General features: G+C 69.0%; 16 protein-coding genes and 1 pseudogene. 5 read left to right on the top strand and 12 right to left on the bottom strand.

The window, feature by feature from the left end:
• The first annotated feature begins 5 nt into the window (after nucleotides 1-5).
• Nucleotides 6-1,112, top strand: a complete 1,107-nt coding sequence (locus KYY02_RS22670; RefSeq protein ID WP_371240690.1) for a MupA/Atu3671 family FMN-dependent luciferase-like monooxygenase — start codon at nucleotides 6-8, stop codon at nucleotides 1,110-1,112.
• Nucleotides 1,113-1,188: 76 nt separating this feature from the next.
• The gene (locus KYY02_RS22665) at nucleotides 1,189-2,001 is read left to right on the top strand and encodes an SAM-dependent methyltransferase (protein ID WP_371240688.1); all 813 of its coding nucleotides are present in this window, start codon (nucleotides 1,189-1,191) and stop codon (nucleotides 1,999-2,001) included.
• A 12-nt stretch (nucleotides 2,002-2,013) separates the two neighbouring features.
• On the opposite strand, the gene KYY02_RS22660 is transcribed toward KYY02_RS22665, so the two are convergent.
• The 3 genes from KYY02_RS22660 to KYY02_RS22650 are packed head-to-tail and all read right to left on the bottom strand — an operon-like array spanning nucleotide 2,014 to nucleotide 4,474.
• On the bottom strand, nucleotides 2,014-2,820 hold the full coding sequence (locus KYY02_RS22660; RefSeq protein ID WP_371240686.1) for a thioesterase II family protein: 807 nt from the start codon (nucleotides 2,818-2,820) through the stop codon (nucleotides 2,014-2,016).
• On the bottom strand, nucleotides 2,817-3,872 hold the full coding sequence (locus KYY02_RS22655) for a ketoacyl-ACP synthase III family protein (RefSeq protein ID WP_371240685.1): 1,056 nt from the start codon (nucleotides 3,870-3,872) through the stop codon (nucleotides 2,817-2,819). The genes KYY02_RS22660 and KYY02_RS22655 overlap by 4 nt, the downstream gene beginning before the upstream one ends.
• A 17-nt stretch (nucleotides 3,873-3,889) precedes the next feature.
• A complete protein-coding gene (locus KYY02_RS22650; protein ID WP_371240683.1) occupies nucleotides 3,890-4,474 on the bottom strand; it encodes a YczE/YyaS/YitT family protein in 585 nt (194 codons plus the stop codon).
• Nucleotides 4,475-4,789: 315 nt separating this feature from the next.
• On the opposite strand from KYY02_RS22650, the gene KYY02_RS22645 reads away from it, so the two are divergent.
• A complete protein-coding gene (locus KYY02_RS22645; protein WP_371240732.1) occupies nucleotides 4,790-5,005 on the top strand; it encodes an acyl-CoA carboxylase subunit epsilon in 216 nt (71 codons plus the stop codon).
• A 346-nt stretch (nucleotides 5,006-5,351) separates the two neighbouring features.
• Here KYY02_RS22645 and KYY02_RS22640 read toward each other — a convergent pair whose 3' ends face one another.
• The 8 genes from KYY02_RS22640 to KYY02_RS22605 form a co-directional block, all read right to left on the bottom strand.
• Nucleotides 5,352-5,564, bottom strand: a complete 213-nt coding sequence (locus KYY02_RS22640) for a hypothetical protein (protein ID WP_371240681.1) — start codon at nucleotides 5,562-5,564, stop codon at nucleotides 5,352-5,354.
• 80 nt (nucleotides 5,565-5,644) lie between these two features.
• Entirely contained in the window at nucleotides 5,645-8,197 is a 2,553-nt protein-coding gene (locus KYY02_RS22635) for a DUF4118 domain-containing protein (RefSeq protein WP_371240679.1), read from the bottom strand.
• A 51-nt stretch (nucleotides 8,198-8,248) separates the two neighbouring features.
• On the bottom strand, nucleotides 8,249-8,932 hold the full coding sequence (locus KYY02_RS22630) for a response regulator (protein WP_371240677.1): 684 nt from the start codon (nucleotides 8,930-8,932) through the stop codon (nucleotides 8,249-8,251).
• 124 nt (nucleotides 8,933-9,056) lie between these two features.
• Nucleotides 9,057-9,725, bottom strand: a complete 669-nt coding sequence (locus KYY02_RS22625; RefSeq protein WP_371240675.1) for a potassium-transporting ATPase subunit C — start codon at nucleotides 9,723-9,725, stop codon at nucleotides 9,057-9,059.
• 5 nt (nucleotides 9,726-9,730) lie between these two features.
• Nucleotides 9,731-11,863: a potassium-transporting ATPase subunit KdpB gene (gene kdpB / locus KYY02_RS22620; protein ID WP_371240673.1), complete on the bottom strand. Its 2,133-nt coding sequence runs from the start codon at nucleotides 11,861-11,863 to the stop codon at nucleotides 9,731-9,733.
• On the bottom strand, nucleotides 11,860-13,524 hold the full coding sequence (kdpA, locus tag KYY02_RS22615; RefSeq protein ID WP_371240671.1) for a potassium-transporting ATPase subunit KdpA: 1,665 nt from the start codon (nucleotides 13,522-13,524) through the stop codon (nucleotides 11,860-11,862). Before kdpA ends, kdpB begins: the two co-directional genes overlap by 4 nt.
• Nucleotides 13,525-13,531: 7 nt before the next feature.
• Entirely contained in the window at nucleotides 13,532-13,621 is a 90-nt protein-coding gene (gene kdpF / locus KYY02_RS22610; protein WP_371240669.1) for a K(+)-transporting ATPase subunit F, read from the bottom strand.
• 318 nt (nucleotides 13,622-13,939) lie between these two features.
• A complete protein-coding gene (locus KYY02_RS22605) occupies nucleotides 13,940-15,616 on the bottom strand; it encodes an IS4 family transposase (protein WP_371240667.1) in 1,677 nt (558 codons plus the stop codon).
• 344 nt (nucleotides 15,617-15,960) lie between these two features.
• Between KYY02_RS22605 and KYY02_RS22600 the strand changes: the two genes are divergently transcribed.
• Both KYY02_RS22600 and KYY02_RS22595 read left to right on the top strand, forming a co-directional pair.
• The gene (locus KYY02_RS22600) at nucleotides 15,961-17,853 is read left to right on the top strand and encodes a LamG-like jellyroll fold domain-containing protein (protein WP_371240665.1); all 1,893 of its coding nucleotides are present in this window, start codon (nucleotides 15,961-15,963) and stop codon (nucleotides 17,851-17,853) included.
• Nucleotides 17,854-18,156: 303 nt separating this feature from the next.
• Nucleotides 18,157-18,321: pseudogene (locus tag KYY02_RS22595) on the top strand (transposase); the annotation flags it as partial.
• A gap of 96 nt (nucleotides 18,322-18,417) precedes the next feature.
• On the opposite strand, the gene KYY02_RS22590 reads toward KYY02_RS22595, so the two are convergent.
• Complete coding sequence (locus KYY02_RS22590) at nucleotides 18,418-19,065, bottom strand: hypothetical protein (protein ID WP_371240736.1); 648 nt, start codon at nucleotides 19,063-19,065, stop codon at nucleotides 18,418-18,420.
• Between the last annotated feature and the right edge of the window lie 704 nt (nucleotides 19,066-19,769).

The following is a 19,769-nucleotide window of genomic DNA, read 5'->3' as shown; positions in this document are numbered from 1 at the left end:
ACCTGATGGACTTCAGCGTCTACTTCTTCTCTGCCAACGACCGCAACGACTTCGGCGCCCGCTACCGCTTCATCCTGGACGTCGCACGTTTCATCGACAGGCACGGCTTCACCGCCATCTGGACCCCGGAACGCCACTTCCAGGAGTTCGGCGGCAGCTTCCCCAACCCGGCCGTCCTGTCCGCAGCGCTGGCCGTCGCCACGGAGAACCTGCACATCCGCGCCGGCAGCGTGGTGCTGCCCCACCACCATCCCGTCCGTGTCGTGGAGGAGTGGTCCCTCGTGGACCAGCTCTCGCAGGGCCGTGTCGGCGTCTGCTTCGCCACCGGCTGGCACCAGGGCGACTTCGTCTTCTACCCGGACCATTACGAGGACCGACGGCAGTACACCCTGGACAACATCGCGACGGTGGCCGCGCTCTGGCGAGGGGAGACCCGCACCTTCCAGGGCCCGGACGGGCGGGCCCTGGAGGTACGGACCTATCCTCGCCCCTGCCGGCCCGAACTGCCGATGTGGCTGGTGCACACCTCCAACCCGCAGACGTGGTTGGAAGCGGGCGAACGTGGGCTCAATGTCCTCTCTCTGCTGACCAGTTGGGAGAAGCTGGAAGAGGACGTCACCCGGTACCGTGCCGCACGCGAACGAGCGGGCCACGACCCGGCGTCCGGCACGGTCACCGTGGGCATGCACACCTACGTGGGCGACGACGAGAAGACGGTCCGGGAGCTGGTGCGCGAGCCGGTGAAGCGCTACCTCGCCTCCTTCATGACCCAGAAGCGCAACGACGACAAGGTCGGCGGGCACTCCCGCGGCACCGATGCCGCCGAGCAGGACCGGCTCGCCGAACTGATGGCCGAGGACTACTACAGCCGCCGCTCCCTGCTCGGCACCGAGGACAAGTGCGCCGCCACGGTGGAGCGGCTGCGCACAGCGGGGGTGGACGAGGTCGCCTGCCTCATCGACTTCGGTCTCCCCTTCGACACCGTGACACAGGCGCTGCCCGCCCTCGACGCCCTGCGTCGCCGCTGCGCCTCATCCGCTCCACGCCCCGACGCCACGACCGTCCCCGCCCGGTCCGAGGCGGAACCGATGAGCTGGTACTACACCACCTGACAGCATCGTGCGGTGCCGCGGGAGAGCCGCCTGCCCGGTGGCACCGCACCACGACACGTGAGACAAGAGGTACGGGATGACCTCACCGCACCGGTCCAATGCCGAAGCCGTCGCTGAACTGTACGACTCCTTCAGCGAGTTCCACGCCAGGGTCTGCGACAGCAACCTGCACCTCGGCTACTGGGCGAACGAGCAGGACCACTCGACGTTCCAGGCCGCCACCGAGCATCTGACGGCGCTCATGGTCGAACGCCTCGCGCCGCAGACGGGTCAGCGTGTGCTGGACATCGGGTGCGGCATCGGACAGCCGGCGTTCCACCTGGCCGGCGGCCACGCGGTCGAAGTACTCGGCGTCTCCGTCAGCCGTTGTCAGATCGAGCACGCCAGCACCCGGGCCCGCACCGTTTGCCTCGCCGACCGGGTCCATTTCGAACTGGCCGACGCCCAGTGCCTGCCCTACTCAGACGCTTCCTTCGACGCCGGCTGGTTTCTCGAGTCGCTCATCCACATGCCGGACAAACCGCGGGCCCTCCGCGAGGCGGCACGTGTCCTGCGGCCGGGGGCCCGCCTGGCCATCGCCGACATGTTCCACGAGCCGGGCTGCGACTGGTCCGCGCCCCACCCTCTGGTCACGGCCGTACCTCTCGACGCCTACGAACCACTGCTCGCCGGCGAGGGCTTCGAGATCCTCGATCTCACGGACGTCACCCCCCACATCCGCGTCCCCGAACCGGTTCGACGCCGACTGCGCTCGATGATGCTCGAGCACCGCGCCGAATGGGTGGACGTCGCAGGCGAGCAGGTGGTGGCGGCCCTGCTCGACCCGGAAGTCGACACCTTCTACACGCCCGGTCTCGGCTACGTCCTCATCACGGCACGACGGTGCTGACCGGAACCGTGCTCACGGCACGAGCGCTCGCAGCAATTCGTCAGCCAGATGAGCGAGCAGACCGTCTCGCGAAGGCCCCAGGAAGAAGTGGCCGCCGGGCAGGAGCGCGGTGGTGCATCCGCCACTCGTCACGTCCGCCCAGGCGCCCAGCGTCACTGCCGACGTCTCGGGATCCTCGACGCCGCCGTAGGCGAGGACGGGACACCCGAGAGGGCGCCCCGGCGCATAGCGGTACTGCTCCAGCATGGTCGTGTCCGCACGCAGGATCGGCAGATACAGGGCGCGCATCTGGGCGTCCTCGCGCAGCAGCGGAGGTATCGCCCCGTACCGTTGGTCCAGCACGTCGAGGTACTCGTCGTCCGGCAGGCGGTGGACGGTACCCGTGTACGTACGCTGCTGCGGCGGGTTGCGTGCCGACACAACCAGCAGGACCGGCTCCTGCACGCCCCGCTCCCGCAGCGCACGCACGGTCTCGAACGCCAGGAACGCCCCGAGACTGTGGCCGAAGAACGCGTAGGGCTCCGTCAGCAGGGGGACCAGGGCGTCGGCCAGTTCACTCGCCGTCGTCACCAGGTCGGTCCGCAGAGGTTCGTGCAGCCGGGCGTCACGGCCGGGCATGCGCACCGCCCAGGGCTCGATCACGGCCGGCAGACGTTCCGCCCAGCCGTGATAGACGGCCGCGCCGCCTCCCGCGTAGGGAACGCACACCAGCCGCAGCAGCGGATCGGGCCGGCCGGCCGCATCGCGCATACGCAGCACCCAACGGTCCGCCGGCCGGGCGGGGCCGGCGCCGTGGGTATCACGGGTGACGACGGTCATGCCGTCGCGTCCACCGCGGCCGCCCGGGCGGGGGCGTCCAGCATTTCCACGACAGCGCAGGAGAAGGAGATACCGGCCCCGGCGCCCAGCAGCATCACGCGGTCACCGGCCCGCAGTCGTCCGCTCGACACGAGGTGGTGCAGAGCACTGGTCTGGTCGTTGGCACCCGTGTGCCCCACCGAGCGCCCGAAGTCCCAGACCCCCTTGGACACGCCGACGTCATCGCCGAACGGTTCCAGCAGCCGGTGAAGCACGCCGAGGTCGCCGACGAACTGATGGGCGACCCGGGTGATGTCGTCCGCCGTCAACCCTGCCTCGTCCAGCGTCTCCCGGATCAGGGCACGCTGCGTCTCGCCCATCAGGCGCCCGGCGTTCACGAGGTCCTGACTGCCCTTGTACGTGGCCGCGCGCTCCCGGAGGTCGACCCGGACACCTGTGGTGCAGCCCGGAGGGAAGAGCGGTTCCCCGCCCCGGTTGAGCTCCTCCAGCTCCGGCAGCGACATCGCACGGACGTTGACGAGACGTGCGAAACCACCGCGGCGGGACAGCACGCAGGCCGTCGCCGCGTCACCGAACAATCCGCCCGGAGTGGCCCGCCACCGATCGACCAGGGGGTCTCCCCAGTTGTCGGCCGACGTGATGAGCGCGGCCGTACGGTCCGCGGCCGCGGCCAGATAGGTGCCCGCGAGTTCCATCGCGGCGAGGAAACCGTTGCACCCCTGACGGATCTCCATGGCCGGGATGTTCCCGCCCACGGTGTGCCGCAGGACGTAGTGCTGTGGTGACCACATGTCGGGACCCTGATGGTTGCACGACACGTGCATCAGCACGTCGATGTCGGCACGGGTGTGGCCCGACCCCTCCAGCGCCCGGCGCGCTGCCTCGATCGCCAGGTCCGGGGCGGGCACGTCACCCGCGACGGCCACCGACTCCCAGCCGAGGGCCTCCGCCTCCGCCGCGTCGTACCATCCGGCGGAGACGGCTTCCTTCGTGGTGACACGCTCGGGTATGAGGGCACCGAGGCCGGCGATGTACAGGTCGGACAGGAGCATGGTCGAAAGCCTTTCGCTCAGGCGGGGTCGGGACCGTAGGCGGGCGCCGGCGTCGGCCGGTCCAGCCCGTGATTGCGCAGCGAGAACGGGCGGGTGTTCAGCCACATGCAGGGCTGGATCAGGGTGTCGGCGAACACCAGGAAGCAGACGGTGCCGAGCCCCACAGGCCCGCCCAGGACGTAGCCGCACACCAGCAGGACGAGTTCGAGGCTTCCCTTGGCGGCCCGGAACGGCCAGCGCCAGCGGTGCGTCATACAGATGGCCACCAGGTCCATGGCCCGGATCCCGACACCGCTCATGACGATCAGCGCGGACCCGTAGGTGCACAGCGCAACGCCGACGAGCATGAGGCCACCGGCCCGGAGCGGCAGGTGACCGGCTGCTCCGACCGCCAGCAGGACGTCGATCAGGCTGCCGCACAGGAGGAAGGTGAGGAACGGCGACAGCGGTGGCCGTCGCCGGTTCCACGCCGTCCAGACGGCCAGGGCCACCAGGGCCTGGACGGCGCCGATGGTCAGGGGAGCGTGCTCCAGCACGCCCAGCGCGAGGACGTCGAGGGGGGCGGTCCCCGGATCGGCGTGGACGAAGCAGACCGCCCCCACTGGAGAACAGCAGGCAACCGCTCAGATGGACGAGGTACCGCTGCCGGTGTGCGATCAGGTGGCCGCGCAGCCGGGGGTGTGCGGCCTCGCCTCGGATCGGGTCACTCACGAGCGCTCCAGGGGTCCGGCAACCAGTACAAGGTCGTCGTGGACGAACAGCCTGGCCCACCGGCAGGGACGGCCGCCCCGGTACCCGCCCCAGCATCGACCCCAGTCCCGCGAGCGGGCGCGGTCCGTGACCGTGGGCCGGGTTAGCGTCTGGTGGGTGGGCCTGCCGACACGCATCCGGCCCGGCGAGGGGAGACGTCCGTGTCAATGCCGGTAGGATCCATTCCCTGCTTCCGCGTGGAGCGTGGCCGTCCGAGCAGCGTGGACATCGCCGCCCTCGTCGTCGCATTGGCACACCTGCAGCGCCGGGCGGGTGAGCAGGCCGGAGGTCCGGCCGAGTCTCCCTCCGGGACCTCACGCGCGGCCTGGCGGCGCCTTGAACGGCGGCGGTACTACCGCGGCCCGACCAGTTGGTGCAACTGACACACGTTCGGCACACTCACCGGCGCCCGGCCCTTTGCGTAAGGCGGTCACCGCCGAGGGCGGACACACCTCGTGGCTTGTCGACCACCACCGGGCGAGTCGCCGTGCGCCGGCCGACCAGTACCGAGGGCAGCACCGGTGGCCACGGCGTGTTCGGCGATTGGCCGCTGCGCAACGGCTCACCAGTGGGTTGACGCCGAGGTCTGCCAGGCAGGGTGACGGCCGCCCCGAGTTCGACGGAGCCCGTATCGGCCTCTGACAGATGAACCGACCGCAGCTGTGACCGAGGACAGTACGGCCGGCTGCCGTGTCCGTAATGGGTCCTCGACGGACCGGCCTGGCCGTGTCACCGGGGCAAGGTGCGCAACCGGGAGATGGCTTGCTGCAGATCGTCGAAGGCGCGCTGTTCGTCTCGGGGGGTGAAATGGACGGCGGTAGGGATGCCGTCGCGCGCCCTGCGGATACGGGTATAAACGGCGAAATGGTCGACGACCTGCTGAATGGCGACCTCCTGCGACGTGGAAGGATCCGGGGAGGAAGGACCGTTCGGGAGAGACATCGCTGAACTCCTTTCGCAGTGCGGAACCAGCTTCTCCAGGAGGACACACAGAACGCGGGACGAGCCGCACGTGGTGCCCCCTACGCCGTGGTGGTGGCGGGAAGGCCGGGAACGACCGGCGGGCGGCCTGGCGCGACGGGGAGACTGAGGACCATGGTGAGACCGCCGCCGGGGGTGTTCTCGGCGTGCAGGGTGCCGCCCGTGGCCTCGGCGAATCCGCGGGCGACCGCCAGGCCGAGGCCGACTCCGTTGCCGCGCGGGGCATCGCCGTAGCGCTGGAAAGGGGAGAAAATGCGGTCCTTGGCCTCGTCGGGGACGCCTGGCCCCCGGTCGACCACGCGCAGTTCCACCCGGTCGGCGAAAGCGCTGGCCGCCACCAGGACCGGCTCGCCCCGAGGGCTGTACTCGACCGCGTTCTCCACGACGTTGGCGACCACGCGTTCCAGTAGCCCCTTGTCCGTGGCCACCATGGGCAGGGTCTCCGGAATGTTCAGGGCCACGGTCGTCTCAGGTTCGGGGACGCCGCCCAGGGCGAGGGGTACGACCTCGTCCAGGTCCACCTCACGGATGAGCGGGGTGACGGTACCGGTCTGCAGGCGGGACATGTCGAGCAGGTTGCCGACCAGGTGGTCGAGGCGGTCGGCGCCCTCCTCGATCGAGGTGAGGAGTTCGGCCCGATCCTCCTCGGACCAGGCCACGTCGTCCGAACGCAGTGACGTCACGGATGCCTTGATGCCGGCGAGCGGGGTGCGCAGGTCGTGGCTGACGGCGGCGAGCAGGGCGGTGCGGATGCGGTTGCCCTCGGCCAGATCCCTGGCCTGGTCGGCCTGGGACTGCAATCGCTGGCGGTCCAGGACGACGGCGGCCTGCGCGGCGAAGGCGGCCAGGACGCGGCGGTCGGAGGCGGGCAGCACCCGGCCGGAGAGCGCCAGTGCCATGTGGTCGCCCACCGGCACGTCCACGTCGGCGTCCTCGGGACGCCCGACGGCCCGGCCGTCTCCGACAGCGCCCGCGCAGGTCCACGGGGCCGTGTCGTCCTCCCGTTCCAGCAACGCCACGCAGTTCACGGCGAAGGTTTCCCGTACGCGTTCCAGCAGCGCTTCCAGACTGGTCTCGCCGCGCAGCACGCTGCCGGCGAGGAAGGACAGCATCTCCGCCTCTGCGCGGAGCTGGGCCGCCTGGTCGGTACGGCGGGCCGCGAGATCCACCACCGAGGCCACGGAGACGGCGACGCCCACGAAGACCGCGATGGCGACGATGTTCTGCGGGTCGGCGACGGTGAAGGTCCGGACCGGTGGAGTGAAGTACCAGTTGAGCAGCAGCGACCCCGTCCCGGCGGAGGCCAGGGCGGGCATCAGGCCTCCGAGCAGTGCCGCCGCCACCGTCAGCGTGAGGAACAGCAGCATGTCGTTGGCCAGGCCCAGGTCGGGCAGGGCGGCGCTCAGCAGTAGGGTGAGCAGGACGGGGCCGAGCGAACCGGTCAGCCAGCCGGCGACGGTCCGAGCACGGCCGAATCGCGCACCCCGGGCGGCCGGGAGGCCGCGGCCCTTGCCCACCGCGTCATGGGTGATGAGGTGGACGTCCAGATCCGGTCCCGAGTCCCGCGCCACGGTGGCGCCCACGCCGGGGCCGAAGACGTACTGCCAACCCTTGCGCCGGGACACTCCGAGCACGATCTGTGTGGCGTTCACCCCTCGGGCGAACTCCAGGAGCGCGGTCGGTATGTCGTCACCGATGACATGGTGGAAGGTGCCGCCGAGATCTTCCACCAGGGTCCGCTGGACGGCCAGTTCTCTGGGCGAGGCCGAGGCCAGTCCGTCACTGCGGGCTACGTAGAGGGCCAGCACCTCACCGCCGGCTCCCTTCTCCGCGAGACGGGCGGCCCGCCGTATCAGCGTCCGGCCCTCCGGGCCACCGGTCAGGCCGACCACGATCCGCTCGCGCGACCCCCAGATCGTGCGGACCCGGTGCTCGCTGCGGTACTGCTGCAGATGCTCGTCGACGCGGTCCGCCACCCAGAGCAGGGCCAGCTCACGCAGGGCGGTGAGATTGCCGGGGCGGAAGTAGTGGGAAAGGGCGGCGTCGACCTTGTCGGGTTTGTAGACGTTGCCGTGCGCCATCCGGCGGCGCAGCGCCTGCGGTGACATGTCGACCAGCTCGATCTGGTCGGCGCGGCGCACGACCTCGTCCGGGACGGTCTCCTGCTGGCGTATACCGGTGATGGACTCGACGACGTCGCCGAGCGACTCCAGGTGCTGGATGTTGACCGTGGAGATGACGTCGACACCGGCGGCCAGCAGTTCCTCCACGTCCTGCCAGCGTTTGGTGTTGCGGGAGCCGGGGACATTGGTGTGGGCGAGTTCGTCGATGAGGACGACCTCGGGGCGACGGGACAGCGCCGCGTCCAGGTCCATCTCCGGGAACGTGGTTCCCCGGTACTCCAGCCGCCTGCGGGGCAGGTGCTCCAAGCCGTGCAGCATCACCTCGGTGCGCGGCCGGTCGTGGTGCTCCACGAAGCCGACCACGCAGTCGGTGCCGCGCTCCATCCGGCGGTGTGCCTCGGACAGCATGGCGTAGGTCTTACCGACGCCCGGTGCCGCGCCGAGGTAGATCCGCAGCTTGCCGCGTGCCATCGTCTCGTCCCTGTTCCCGTGGTGGTCGAGGTGTGCCGGTGGGGCTGCCGCTCAGCACTCGAAGTGATAGCCCATTCCGGGCTCGGTGATGAAGTAGCGGGGGTGGGAGGGGTCGGCCTCCAGTTTGCGGCGCAGCTGGGCCATGTACACCCGCAGGTAATTGGTCTTGTTGCCCTGAACCTCGCCCCACACCTCGTGCAGAAGGTGCTTCTGCGTGACGAGACGGCCCGGGTGGGTCACCAGGATCTCCAGTAGGTGCCATTCCGTCGGGGTCAGGCGGACGTCGCTGCCGGCCCGGCGGGCCCTCTTCGCCGCCAGGTCGATGGTGAAGTCGTCCGTCATGACCAGCGTCGTCTCGGCAGCAACGGGCGCAGTCTCCGTATGGCGGGCAGCGGCGCGCAGGCGCGCCAGGAGTTCGTCCATGTTGAAGGGCTTGGTGATGTAGTCGTCGGCCCCCGCGTCGAGAGCGGCAACCTTCTCCTCGGAGGCTCCGCGTGCCGACAGCACAAGGACCGGCACACGGGTCCAGCCACGCAGCGCTTCGATGATGTCAGTACCGTCCATGTCCGGTAGACCGAGATCGAGGACCACCACGTCCGGCTGGCGTGCCACCGCAAGCCGTAGGGCCGTGGCGCCGTCCGGTGCCGCGTCCACGTCGTACCGGTGGGCCCGCATGTTGAGAACGAGTACGCGTACGAGTTGGGGGTCGTCCTCCACGACCAGCACTCGGGTCATCGGTGTGCGCCTTTCCTGTCGTGCGCGGGGACGAAACGGGCCGCCGGGAGTTCGTCGCGGTGGGAGCCGGCGGTCCCGGGAAAGCTTCCTGACCGTCGGCTCCCACCGCGTTCGTGTGGACCCATCAGTTCTGGGCCGCGAGGTTCTTCAGCGCGATGTTCAGTTCGAGCACGTTCACTCTGGGTTCGCCGATGAAGCCGAGCGTGCGGTTCTCGGTGTGCTCGTCGACGAGTCCCTGGACCCGTTCGACGGGCAGGCCGTTCAGCTCGGCGACCCGGTGAGCCTGGATGTCCGCGTACTGGGGGGAGATGTTCGGGTCCAGGCCGGAGCCGGAGGAGGTGACCGCGTCGGCGGGCACGTCCGAGGGATTGACGGTGTGTCCGCCCGCGGAGTTGTCCTTGACGACGGCGGCCTTCGCGTCCTCCACCCACTGGATGAGTTCTTCGTCGTCGGCGGAGCGGTTGGTGGCTCCGGACACGATGAGGTCGTACCGGGTGTTGACGCTGTTGGTGCCGAGGCCGTTCTGCGGGCGTCCCTGGAACCACTTCAGGTCCGGCTCCGGAGTCTCCTGGTCGTCCTCCAGCGGCAGGTCGTACGACTGGCCGATCAGTGAGGAGCCGACGACCTTGCCGTCCGCCTTGATCTCGGAGCCGTTCGCCTTGCCGGGGAACAGCCCCTGGGCGATGCCGGTGATCACCAGGGGGTAGACGATGCCGGTGACCACGGTCAGCACGAGGAGGGCGCGCAGGCCCGCCCCGAGCAGCCGGGCAGTGCTGGTTACGGAGGTCTTCATGTCCTTCACCCGATTCCGGGGATGAGCGAGACGAGCAGGTCGATGATCTTGATTCCGATGAACGGGGAGATCAGCCCGCCCAGGCCGTAGACGGCCAGGTTGCGGCGGAGCATCCGGTCGGCGCTCACCGGTCGGTACTGGACACCCTTCAGGGCGAGGGGGACCAACGCGATGATGATCAGTGCGTTGAAGATCACCGCGGACAGGATCGCGGAGTCCGGCGAGGCCAGCCGCATGATGTTGAGCTTGTCCAGGCCGGGGTGGACGGCCGAGAACAGCGCCGGGATGATCGCGAAGTACTTGGCGACGTCGTTGGCGATGGAGAACGTGGTGAGCGCACCCCGGGTGATGAGGAGCTGCTTGCCGATCTCGACGATCTCGATGAGCTTGGTCGGGTTGGAGTCGAGGTCGACCATGTTGCCGGCCTCCTTGGCGGCCGACGTGCCGGTGTTCATGGCCACGCCGACGTCGGCCTGCGCGAGGGCGGGCGCGTCGTTGGTGCCGTCGCCGGTCATCGCGACCAGCTTGCCGCCGGCCTGCTCGCGCTTGATGAGCGACATCTTGTCCTCCGGAGTGGCCTCCGCGAGGAAGTCGTCGACGCCGGCCTCGTCGGCGATCGCCTTGGCCGTCAGCGGGTTGTCACCCGTGATCATGACGGTTCTGATGCCCATGCGGCGCAGTTCCTCGAACCGCTCCCGTATGCCGTCCTTGACGACGTCCTTGAGGTGGATGACGCCCAGGACGCGTGCACCGCGATCGTCCTCGACGGCCACCAGCAGCGGGGTGCCGCCCGCCTTCGAGATACGGTCGGCGGTCGCGTCCGCGTCCTCGGCCACCGTGCCGCCCCGCTCCTCGACCCAGGCTATGACCGAACCCGTCGCGCCCTTGCGCACCTTTCGGCCGCCTGTGTCCACTCCCGACATGCGGGTCTGGGCGGTGAACTGGATCCACTCGGCTCCTGCGAGTTCGCCCTGGTGGCGTTCGCGCAGCCCGTACCGCTCCTTGGCGAGCACGACGACGGAGCGGCCCTCGGGCGTCTCGTCGGCCAGCGAGGAGAGCTGGGCGGCATCCGCCATTTCGGCCTCGGTGGTCCCGCGCACCGACACGAACTCGGCCGCCTGCCGGTTGCCGAGTGTGATTGTGCCGGTCTTGTCCAGCAGCAGCGTGGACACATCACCGGCGGCCTCGACCGCGCGACCCGACATCGCCAGGACGTTGCGCTGCACCAGACGGTCCATGCCCGCGATCCCGATCGCGGAGAGCAGAGCGCCGATCGTGGTCGGGATGAGACAGACCAGCAGCGCCACCAGTACGACCAGCGTCAGTTCGGTGCCCGCGTAGTCGGCGAACGGCGTCAACGTGGCACAGGCCAAAAGGAAGACAACGGTCAGAGAGGCCAGCAGGATGTTCAACGCGATCTCGTTCGGCGTCTTCTGCCGTGCCGCCCCCTCGACCAGGTTGATCATCCGGTCGATGAAGGTCTCACCGGGCTTCGTGGTGATCCTTACGACGATGCGGTCGGAGAGGACCTTCGTCCCGCCGGTGACAGCGCTGCGGTCACCCCCCGACTCGCGGATGACGGGGGCCGACTCGCCGGTGATCGCCGACTCGTCGACCGAGGCGACCCCCTCGACGACATCACCGTCACCGGGGATGACGTCCCCGGCCTCGCAGACCACCAGGTCACCGACTCTCAGCTCGGCGCCGGGCACCTGCTCCTCGCATTCTCCCAGCAAGCGGCGGGCGACAGCGTCGGTCTTGGCCCTGCGCAGGGTGTCGGCCTGCGCCTTGCCGCGGCCTTCGGCGACCGCCTCAGCCAGGTTGGCGAAGATCACGGTCAGCCAGAGCCATGCACTGATGGTCCAGCCGAACCGGTCCCCGGGGTTCACGAAGGAGGACGCCGTGGTCAGGACGGAGCCGACGAGGACGACGAACATCACGGGTGACTTCGCCATCACCCGCGGGTCGAGCTTGCGGAAGGCGTCGGGCAGCGACTTGACCAGTTGCTTCGGGTTGAAGAGGCCCGCGCCGACGCGGCTTTCCTCGGACCTGTGCCCGGCGGGTGCGTCGCTGTGCGGTGCCCGGGGCGGGGTGGCTGTGGACATCGAGTCCTCGTGCTGGTGCGTGTTGGTGGTCATGCCGCCAGTCCTTCGGCGAGCGGGCCCAGCGCGAGCGCCGGGAAATAGGTCAGGCCGGTGACGATCAGGACGGCGCCCACCAGCAGGCCGCTGAACAGAGGCTTCTCGGTGCGCAGGGTGCCCGCCGTGGCCGGTACCGGCTTCTGCTCGGCCAGCGAACCCGCGAGCGCCAGGACGAACACCATCGGCAGGAAACGGCCGAGCAGCATGGCGAGCCCCAGAGTGGTGTTGAACCACTGGGTGTCGGCGTTCAGTCCGGCGAAGGCCGAGCCGTTGTTGTTCGAGGCGGAAGTGTAGGCGTAGAGGACCTCGGAGAAGCCGTGCGCTCCGCTGTTCGTCATCGAGTTGCCCGGGGTGGGCAGGGCCATCGCAGCCGCGGTGAGGGCCAGCACCAGTGTCGGGGTGATGAGGATGTAGCAGGCGGCGAACTTGATCTCACGGGTGCCGATCTTCTTGCCCAGGTACTCGGGGGTACGGCCGACCATCAGTCCGGCGATGAACACCGCGACGACTGCCATGATCAGCATGCCGTAGAGCCCGGAGCCCACTCCGCCGGGCGCGATTTCGCCCAGCATCATGCCGAGCATGGTGATGCCGCCGCCGAGACCGGTGAAGGACGAGTGGAAGGAGTTCACCGCGCCCGTGGAGGTCAGAGTGGTCGACACCGCGAAGACCGACGAGCCGCCCACGCCGAAGCGGACCTCTTTGCCCTCCATCGAGGCGCCCGCCATGTCCAAGGCCGGGCCGTTGTGGGCGAACTCGGTCCACATCATCAGGGCGACGAAGCCGACCCAGATGGTGGCCATGGTCGCGAGGATCGCGTAGCCCTGACGCACTGAACCGGTCATGACACCGAAGGTCCGCGTGAGTGAGAACGGGATCAGCAGGATCAGGAAGATCTCGAAGAGGTTGGTGAACGGGGTGGGGTTTTCGAAGGGGTGGGAGGAGTTGGCGTTGAAGTAGCCGCCACCGTTGGTTCCCAGTTCCTTGATGGCCTCCTGCGAGGCGACCGCGCCGCCGTTCCACTGCTGGGCGCCGCCCATGAACTGGCCGACCTCGTGGATGCCGGAGAAGTTCTGGATCGCTCCGCAGGCCACCAGGACGACCGCGGCGAGGGCGGCGATCGGAACCAGGAGACGGATGACACCGCGCACCAGGTCGGCCCAGAAATTGCCCAGTTCACCGGTGCGTGACCGGGTGAAGCCGCGCACCAGGGCCACGGCGACGGCGATGCCGACCGCGGCGGAGACGAAGTTCTGCACGGCCAGACCGGCGGTCTGCACGACGTGGCCCATGGCCTGTTCGCCGTAGTACGACTGCCAGTTGGTATTGGTTACGAAGGACACGGCGGTGTTGAACGCCTGGTCCGGGTCGATGGCGGCGAAGTCCGGCGAGCCGGGCAGTACACCCTGGAGACGCTGGAGCAGGTAGAGGAAGAGGACGCCGGCCACGGAGAAGGCGAGCACACCGCGCAGGTACGCGGGCCAGCGCATCTCCGTGTCCGGGTCGGCGCCGATGGCCTTGTAGATCCACTTCTCGACCCGTGAGTGCTTGGGGGAGGAGTAGACCTTGGCCATGTAGTTGCCAAGGGGGACGTAGGCGAGTGCCAGCGCGGCCATGAGCGCGAGCAGCTGGAGCACGCCGGCGAGGACAGGGCTCATAGGGTGCTCAGAACCTCTCCGGGAAGAGCAGGGCGAGGACGAGGTAACCCAGCAGGACGGCGGCCACGATCAGACCGACGATGTTCTCGACGGTCACAGCCTCGCCGCCCCCTTGGCGACGAGAGCCACGAGCGCGAGCACTGTGATCGTGGTGACGACGAAGGCCACGTCGGCCATCGCAAGCTCCCAGTGAGGTTCGGAGGGGAATCTGACAAGTAGAGGAAAGCCCCTCTCCGGCCGGATTCGACCACCGTTGACGACTCCCTTACGGCAACTCGACCGACTTTGATGCTTCTCATACGCCGTGCGACCGTCTGTAGAACGGCCGTCTCGTCCGCATGGGCGTCGCGCACCTCGGCGACCATGCGCACCGCACGATGGCGCAGCTCAAGTGGGTAACGGCAATGCCGCGTAGTTAGCGCGAGACGGGATCCGTCAAATCAGCGATGCCCCAAGCTTGTTCGAGCTTGTATGTGCCTCTGCCGACCTTGCGGATCAGGCCCTCGGCTGTCCAGCGTTTCATCGACGCCCGGAAGCTGTGGATGTTGCTGTAACCGAGCGATCGCGCCAGGTCACAGGACTTCCAGGTCGCTTCGGGGGCGGTGCGCATGAGCTGGAGCGTTCGGTTCCTCTGTCCTTCACCGGTGTGGCCGGGGCCGCGTCCCGCCCGGCGGCCGTCCGTAGGCGCGGTGCTCTTGGGTGGGGGCTGTGCGCTCGGCGACTGGAAGACCCTGAACTCCAGGGTCTCGATGGCGGAGCTGGTGCGGGGCCGGGGGTCGGTGAGGCGAGAGTAGTAGCGGGACATCGGCGCTTTGACCTTGCGATTACAGGTGCGTAGGCGGCGTTTGGGCAGGAGGCCCGCAAGGACAGCGCGGCCGATTCTGCCGACAGCGCCGATGGAGCTGTCCTGGAGGGGTCCGGGGCCGCGGACGACGTGGTCGCGCGCGGCTTCCAGGGCGATGGTGAAGCTGGCCCGGTCCGGGTCGGTGCCAGCGACGGACTCCACCGCGTCCACCATGGCGGCCCGCAGGACTTGGTAGAGCGTGAGCTGTGCCCATACTTCCTGTTCAAGACCCGTGGGGTCTGCGGAACGCAACACCTGGCCCTCGGCGAGGGTGTGCCGCAGGGCGTAGAAGGCAGATTCGATCTCCCAGCGTTCGTGGTAAAGCCGGACCAGGATCGTTGCGGGGTCGGTCCGGTGGTCCAGCAACGTGGTCGCGAGGCGGTAGTGATCGGAAACGCGCTGTCCGTCACTGGTCGTCATGCTGATCTCCGCGTCGATGATGCGGACCTTCTGCGGGCCGAGGAAGGTGAGGTAGGAGCCGTCGGGCAGGACCGCGAGGACTGCCGGACGGCGACGGGGCTTGAGGCGGATGAGCAGCTGAGAGCCGGTGTCGGCGACCGCCGACAGAAAATCGTTCGCGTCGAATCCCCGGTCGGCCAGCAGCAGCGTTCTCGATGACAGGAGGTGGAGAAGCTGCTGTGCATAGAAGCCCTCACCGCGCTCGGCCGGGCCGAACACGGCTCCGAGTAGGCCACGGGTTCCTGTCTCGCACAGAACCATCAGCCGGATCATCGGGTAGCCGGCCCACCCCAGTCGGGTCCGGGTCCTACCGAGCCAGTTGAGGTTCCGTTCCTGGTCAGGAGCCTTGACCGAGGAGCATCCGTCGAAGGCAACGGTTCGCCAACGGCGATAGGACACCCCGGGTGTCCGGGGCTGGCCCAACGGTCCGGCCACGACCTCGAACAGCGCTTTCAGGGGCACCGGACCCACTCGTCGGCGCAGATCCCGCAGTGCCTTCTCGCTGGGACGCGCATGGTCGCCGTCCGGCAGGCCGGCGGTTAGCTTGTCCCATACCCGTACGTAGCCGAGTGACGGGAACAAGGCCAGGGCGAGCATGAAGTAGATGCCGACGCGTGAGGGCAGCAGGCGCAGGCGCTGTTGGACGGTCCGGCTCTCGGCCAGAACATCATCCACGAGCTCGACAGGAAGGTAGTGGCTCAGCCCGCCCAGGTGTCCCGGGGCGAAAACGCCGCTGGGAGTATCGGCAGGGTGAGGGTGAGGGGGAGGGGTGGCAGAATGCTTTCGCAACGGGACCTCGCACAGCAGGCAGATCTTGGTCGATCACCTGCCATACCCGAGGTCCCGTCCTCATGCCGCTGCAACACGCCGTCGCCTCCGCTGATTTGACGGATCCCGTCTCGCGCTAACTACGCGGCATTGGGGTAACGGGCAGGCCGTGCCATGACTCGGTCCCCATACGGAAAACGAGTTTCCACCTCACTCGGGGCGGTTCAGAACCGTATTTCCGAGCAGGACAGGCCGCCGGGCGGCTTTTCCACTGTGTTCAGCTCCCCGTACAGGCACGGTCATGGGCGTTCACAACAGTTTGGCTCCGGTCACTTTGATCACCACGCGACTCAGGAGCAACGGCCATGTCCCCTTCACAGCCCCGCCAGTCCTCCTCACCGGGCGAGTCCGGGCAACCCGGCAGACGCCGTCTGCTGCAGGCCGCCGTCGCCCTGCCCGCCGCGGGCACGGCCGTCCTCGCCACAGGCGGCACACCCGCGCAGGCGGCGACCGCCGCCCGATCCGGCCGTTTCGACACCGAATCGCCGCGCTTCGCCCTGGCGGTGCTGCCGGACACGCAGTATCTGTTCGATGCCGACAGCGCCGACCCGGAGCCGCTGCGAGCGACGTTCCGCTATCTGGTGAACCAGCGCAAAGAGGCCAACGTCGCTTTCATGACACACCTCGGTGACATCACCGAGCACGGCACCCGAGACGAGATCGACCTCGCCGCCGACACCTTCGACCTGCTCGACGGCCGCGTTCCCTACAGCGTCCTGGCCGGCAACCACGACATCGCCTCCGGCGACGACCAGCGCGGCAACAGCCCCTACCTGGAGGCGTTCGGCCCGCGTCGCTTCGCCTCCGCCCCCACCTTCGGCGGGTCCTCCCCCGACGGCTACAACAGTTACCATCTTCTGCGCGCGGCGGGCCGCAAGTGGCTTGTCCTCGCCCTGGACTGGCGGACGTCCGCCGCGGGGCTGCGCTGGGCGCAGGGCGTGCTCGACGCTCATCCCACCACTCCCGCCGTGCTGACCACGCATGACCTGGTGTGGGCCGATGACGACGGTGCCGCCCACCTGTCGGGCAACGGGCAACGCCTGTGGGATTCCCTCATCCGGGGCAACGACCAGATCTTCCTGGCACTGGGCGGGCACTACTGGCCCCCGGGCCGCACGGTCCTGAAGAACGACGCCGGCAACGACGTCCACCTGCACATCACCAACTACCAGGACCGCTACTACGGCGGCGCGGGCATGATCCGCCTCTACTCCTTCGATCTGGCCCGGGACGTCATCGACGTGGAGACGTTCTCCCCCTGGTTCCTGGCCCGGGACGCCGCCGACCGGTCGCCGTTGGAGGCGGAGACGGTCGAACTGACCGGTGACACCGACCGGTTCAGCATCGCCATCGACTTCGACAAGCGCTTCCAGGGCTTCGCCCCGCTCATCCCGCCCACGCCGCGCCCGGCTTCGGCCGTCATGCCACGCGGCACGGTCGCCTACTGGCGGTTCGACACCTCCGGTGCCGCGATGCCGTCGGCCGACTCTCCCGTGCCGGACGGCACCGTGGTGCGCGATCTGTCCGGCAACGGCAACGACCTCACGGTCAGCCGGCTGCACTCCAGCGGCCCGCAGGCACTCACCTTCTCCACCGACCACCACCCCGGCCAGCCCGCGCACGCCAGCCTCCGCTTCGACGGCGGTCGGAACCCCGACCGGGGTGCCATCCTCGCCACCGGTCCGCGCGCCCCGCTGAACAGCGAGAAGTTCCTGCACGGCTACACCATCGAGACCTTCGTCCGGCTGCCCGACCCGTTCGAGGGCAATCACGCCTGGATGGGCATCCTGAGCTGGCAGGGCCGCAACGGCGACGCCGGAAAGACCACCGGCTGGTCCCCGCTGGAGCCCACCTGCAGCCTTAACCTCTCGCCCGAGCGGTTCCTGCAGTTCGTCGTCTACCCGGAACGGCAGGATGCCGACCCCACCTCCTGGAGTCACGCCCTGCCGGTGGGCCGCTGGACGCACATCGCCGTCGTCAACGACGGCCGCCGCACGGTCCTCTACGTCGACGGCTCGAAGATCGCCCGTAACCCCGCCCAGCGGTCGACGGGCATCGCCACCCTGGGCAAGCCGTTCGTCCTCGGCGCCACCCAGTTCGACGAGAAGTTCGAGCAGGGCTTCTACGGCTGGATGGGCGACACCCGGATCGTCGCCCGCGCGCTGTCCCCCCGCCAGTTCATGACCCCGTCCGACTGACCCGGCTCCCTCGTCGGCAAAGGTCACAAGCCCTCGGCTCCCGAGGACGCGTCGCTCACAGAGGGCGCCCCCGCTCCCCTCCCCCGCAGGGAAGCGGAGGCGGTACGGCACCGACGTCGGCGCCGTACCGCCTCCGCGACCTCACCGGGCGGACGGCCCGCGCCGGACGCCCGCCGTTGACGCAGTCAGCACTCCGCTGCAACTCGGCTCGAGCCCGCTACGACCCAGTGTCGCTGAAGTTCCACCGCTGAGCCGGACAGGCTGGTACTGGGACGGAAAGTCCCGGAGAAAGCAGTCCAGGCAGTGAGCGAGAAGAGCAATACGAGCAGGCGGTACACGGCTGAGTTCAAGCGGGACGCGGTCGCGCAGGCGCTGTCGTCGGAGAGGACCGTCACCGAGGTCGCCCGGGACCTGGGCGTGAGCCCGGAGGGCCTGCGGAACTGGGTGAAGCAGGCGAAGATCGACCGGGGCGAGGGATCTGCCGGTACGACGCGCCGAAGGCACCACACGGATCGTGGTGCCTTCAGCACGCTCATGGCAAGCGTGAGGTGTGTCCGACCGGGGTCAGGCTTTCGCGAGGAGCCTTCCGCCGAGGCCGCTGCACTGGTTCATGCTGCCCGTGGTGGCGCGGAACCCGGGCGGGATGGGCGAGGTGGGGCACACGTACAGGCCGGCGCGGGCGACCTTGTGGTACCAGGAGCCGATGCCACCGCAGCCGTACTTGTCCCAGGCGGTCACCACGTATCCGGGCACGATCGGCGAACCCGCGCAGGTCCACATGCCGTCCTTGGCGAGCTTGTGGCGCCAGGAGCCGATGCCACTGCAACCGTACTTGTCGTGGGCGCTGATGACGTAGCCGGGCACGATCGGCGAGCCCGAGCAGGTCCAGATGCCGTCCTTGGCGAGCTTGTGGCGCCAGGAGCCGATGCCGCTGCACCCCTGTTTGTTGTGGGCGCTGATGACGTAGCCGGGCACGATCGGCGAGCCCGAGCAGGTCCAGATCCCGTCGCGGGCGGGTTCCTGGTACCAGGAACCCCTGCCGCTGCAGCCGGTTTTGTTGAGCCGGGAGATGACGTACCCGGGGGGAACCGGCTCCCCGCCGCAGGACCACCCGCCTGCCGCGGCCTGCGGGGCAGCGGCTTCGGCGGCGCTTGCCGTGGTGACGGACGCGCCGGTGAGGACGGCCGCGAGCATCGCGACCGTTCCGACCATCGCGGCGAACCTGGTCCGGAGGACCGCCGTCGCCGTACGCATTCGCAGTCGTAACTGACTGTTCACTTCACACCCATTCTGGACAGGCTCGCGTGCCCGGCCGCGACGGCCGAGAGCACCTGGCGGTGGAACAGGTGGGACCCTACTGAACTCCGGTGACAGGAAGTGCTGTTGTGGGGAAACCTACGACCACAGTTGTCCAAAAACAGATATCGAGCTGGTCGGTTCCGGCACAGAACACGAGCAGACAGGCAGAAACCCGCTGCCGGAGTGCGCGGGCAGTCCCCGTGCGCCCGGTCGCCCGGGGCTCGGTGGCCCGGAGTCAGGTGCGGGAGATGCTGTGCTCGTAGACGAGGCGCAGGCCGGGCCGGGAGCGACGGAAGGGGTCGTCCACGTGTGAGGGCGATCCTTCGGAGCGGACATCCTGACAAGGGGTCTTGATGGTCCAGGGAGGGATGTCGGGCGGGACGCAAGCCTCGGTGTCCGGGGGAGTTCAGGAAGGATGCCGTCGCGCTCTACCGCGCTGCGGCCGGGAAGCGGACGTGCGCGCGGTGGCCGCGGATTTCGGAATCACCGTGGAGTGCTGCCGGCGTGGGCCCGTAAGGACGACTCACAGGCCGTGCCCGGACGCCGTGACCCGGGCGGGAGCGAGGCGGAGGAGCCGGCCCCTCGCACACGGCTCGGCATGGACGCGCGGAGCGCCG

It is taken from the genome of Streptomyces pimonensis, from assembly GCF_041380215.1.
In the GTDB taxonomy this organism is placed as follows: Bacteria; Actinomycetota; Actinomycetes; order Streptomycetales; family Streptomycetaceae; genus Streptomyces; species Streptomyces pimonensis.
This window is presented reverse-complemented; position numbering and strand designations above follow the sequence as displayed.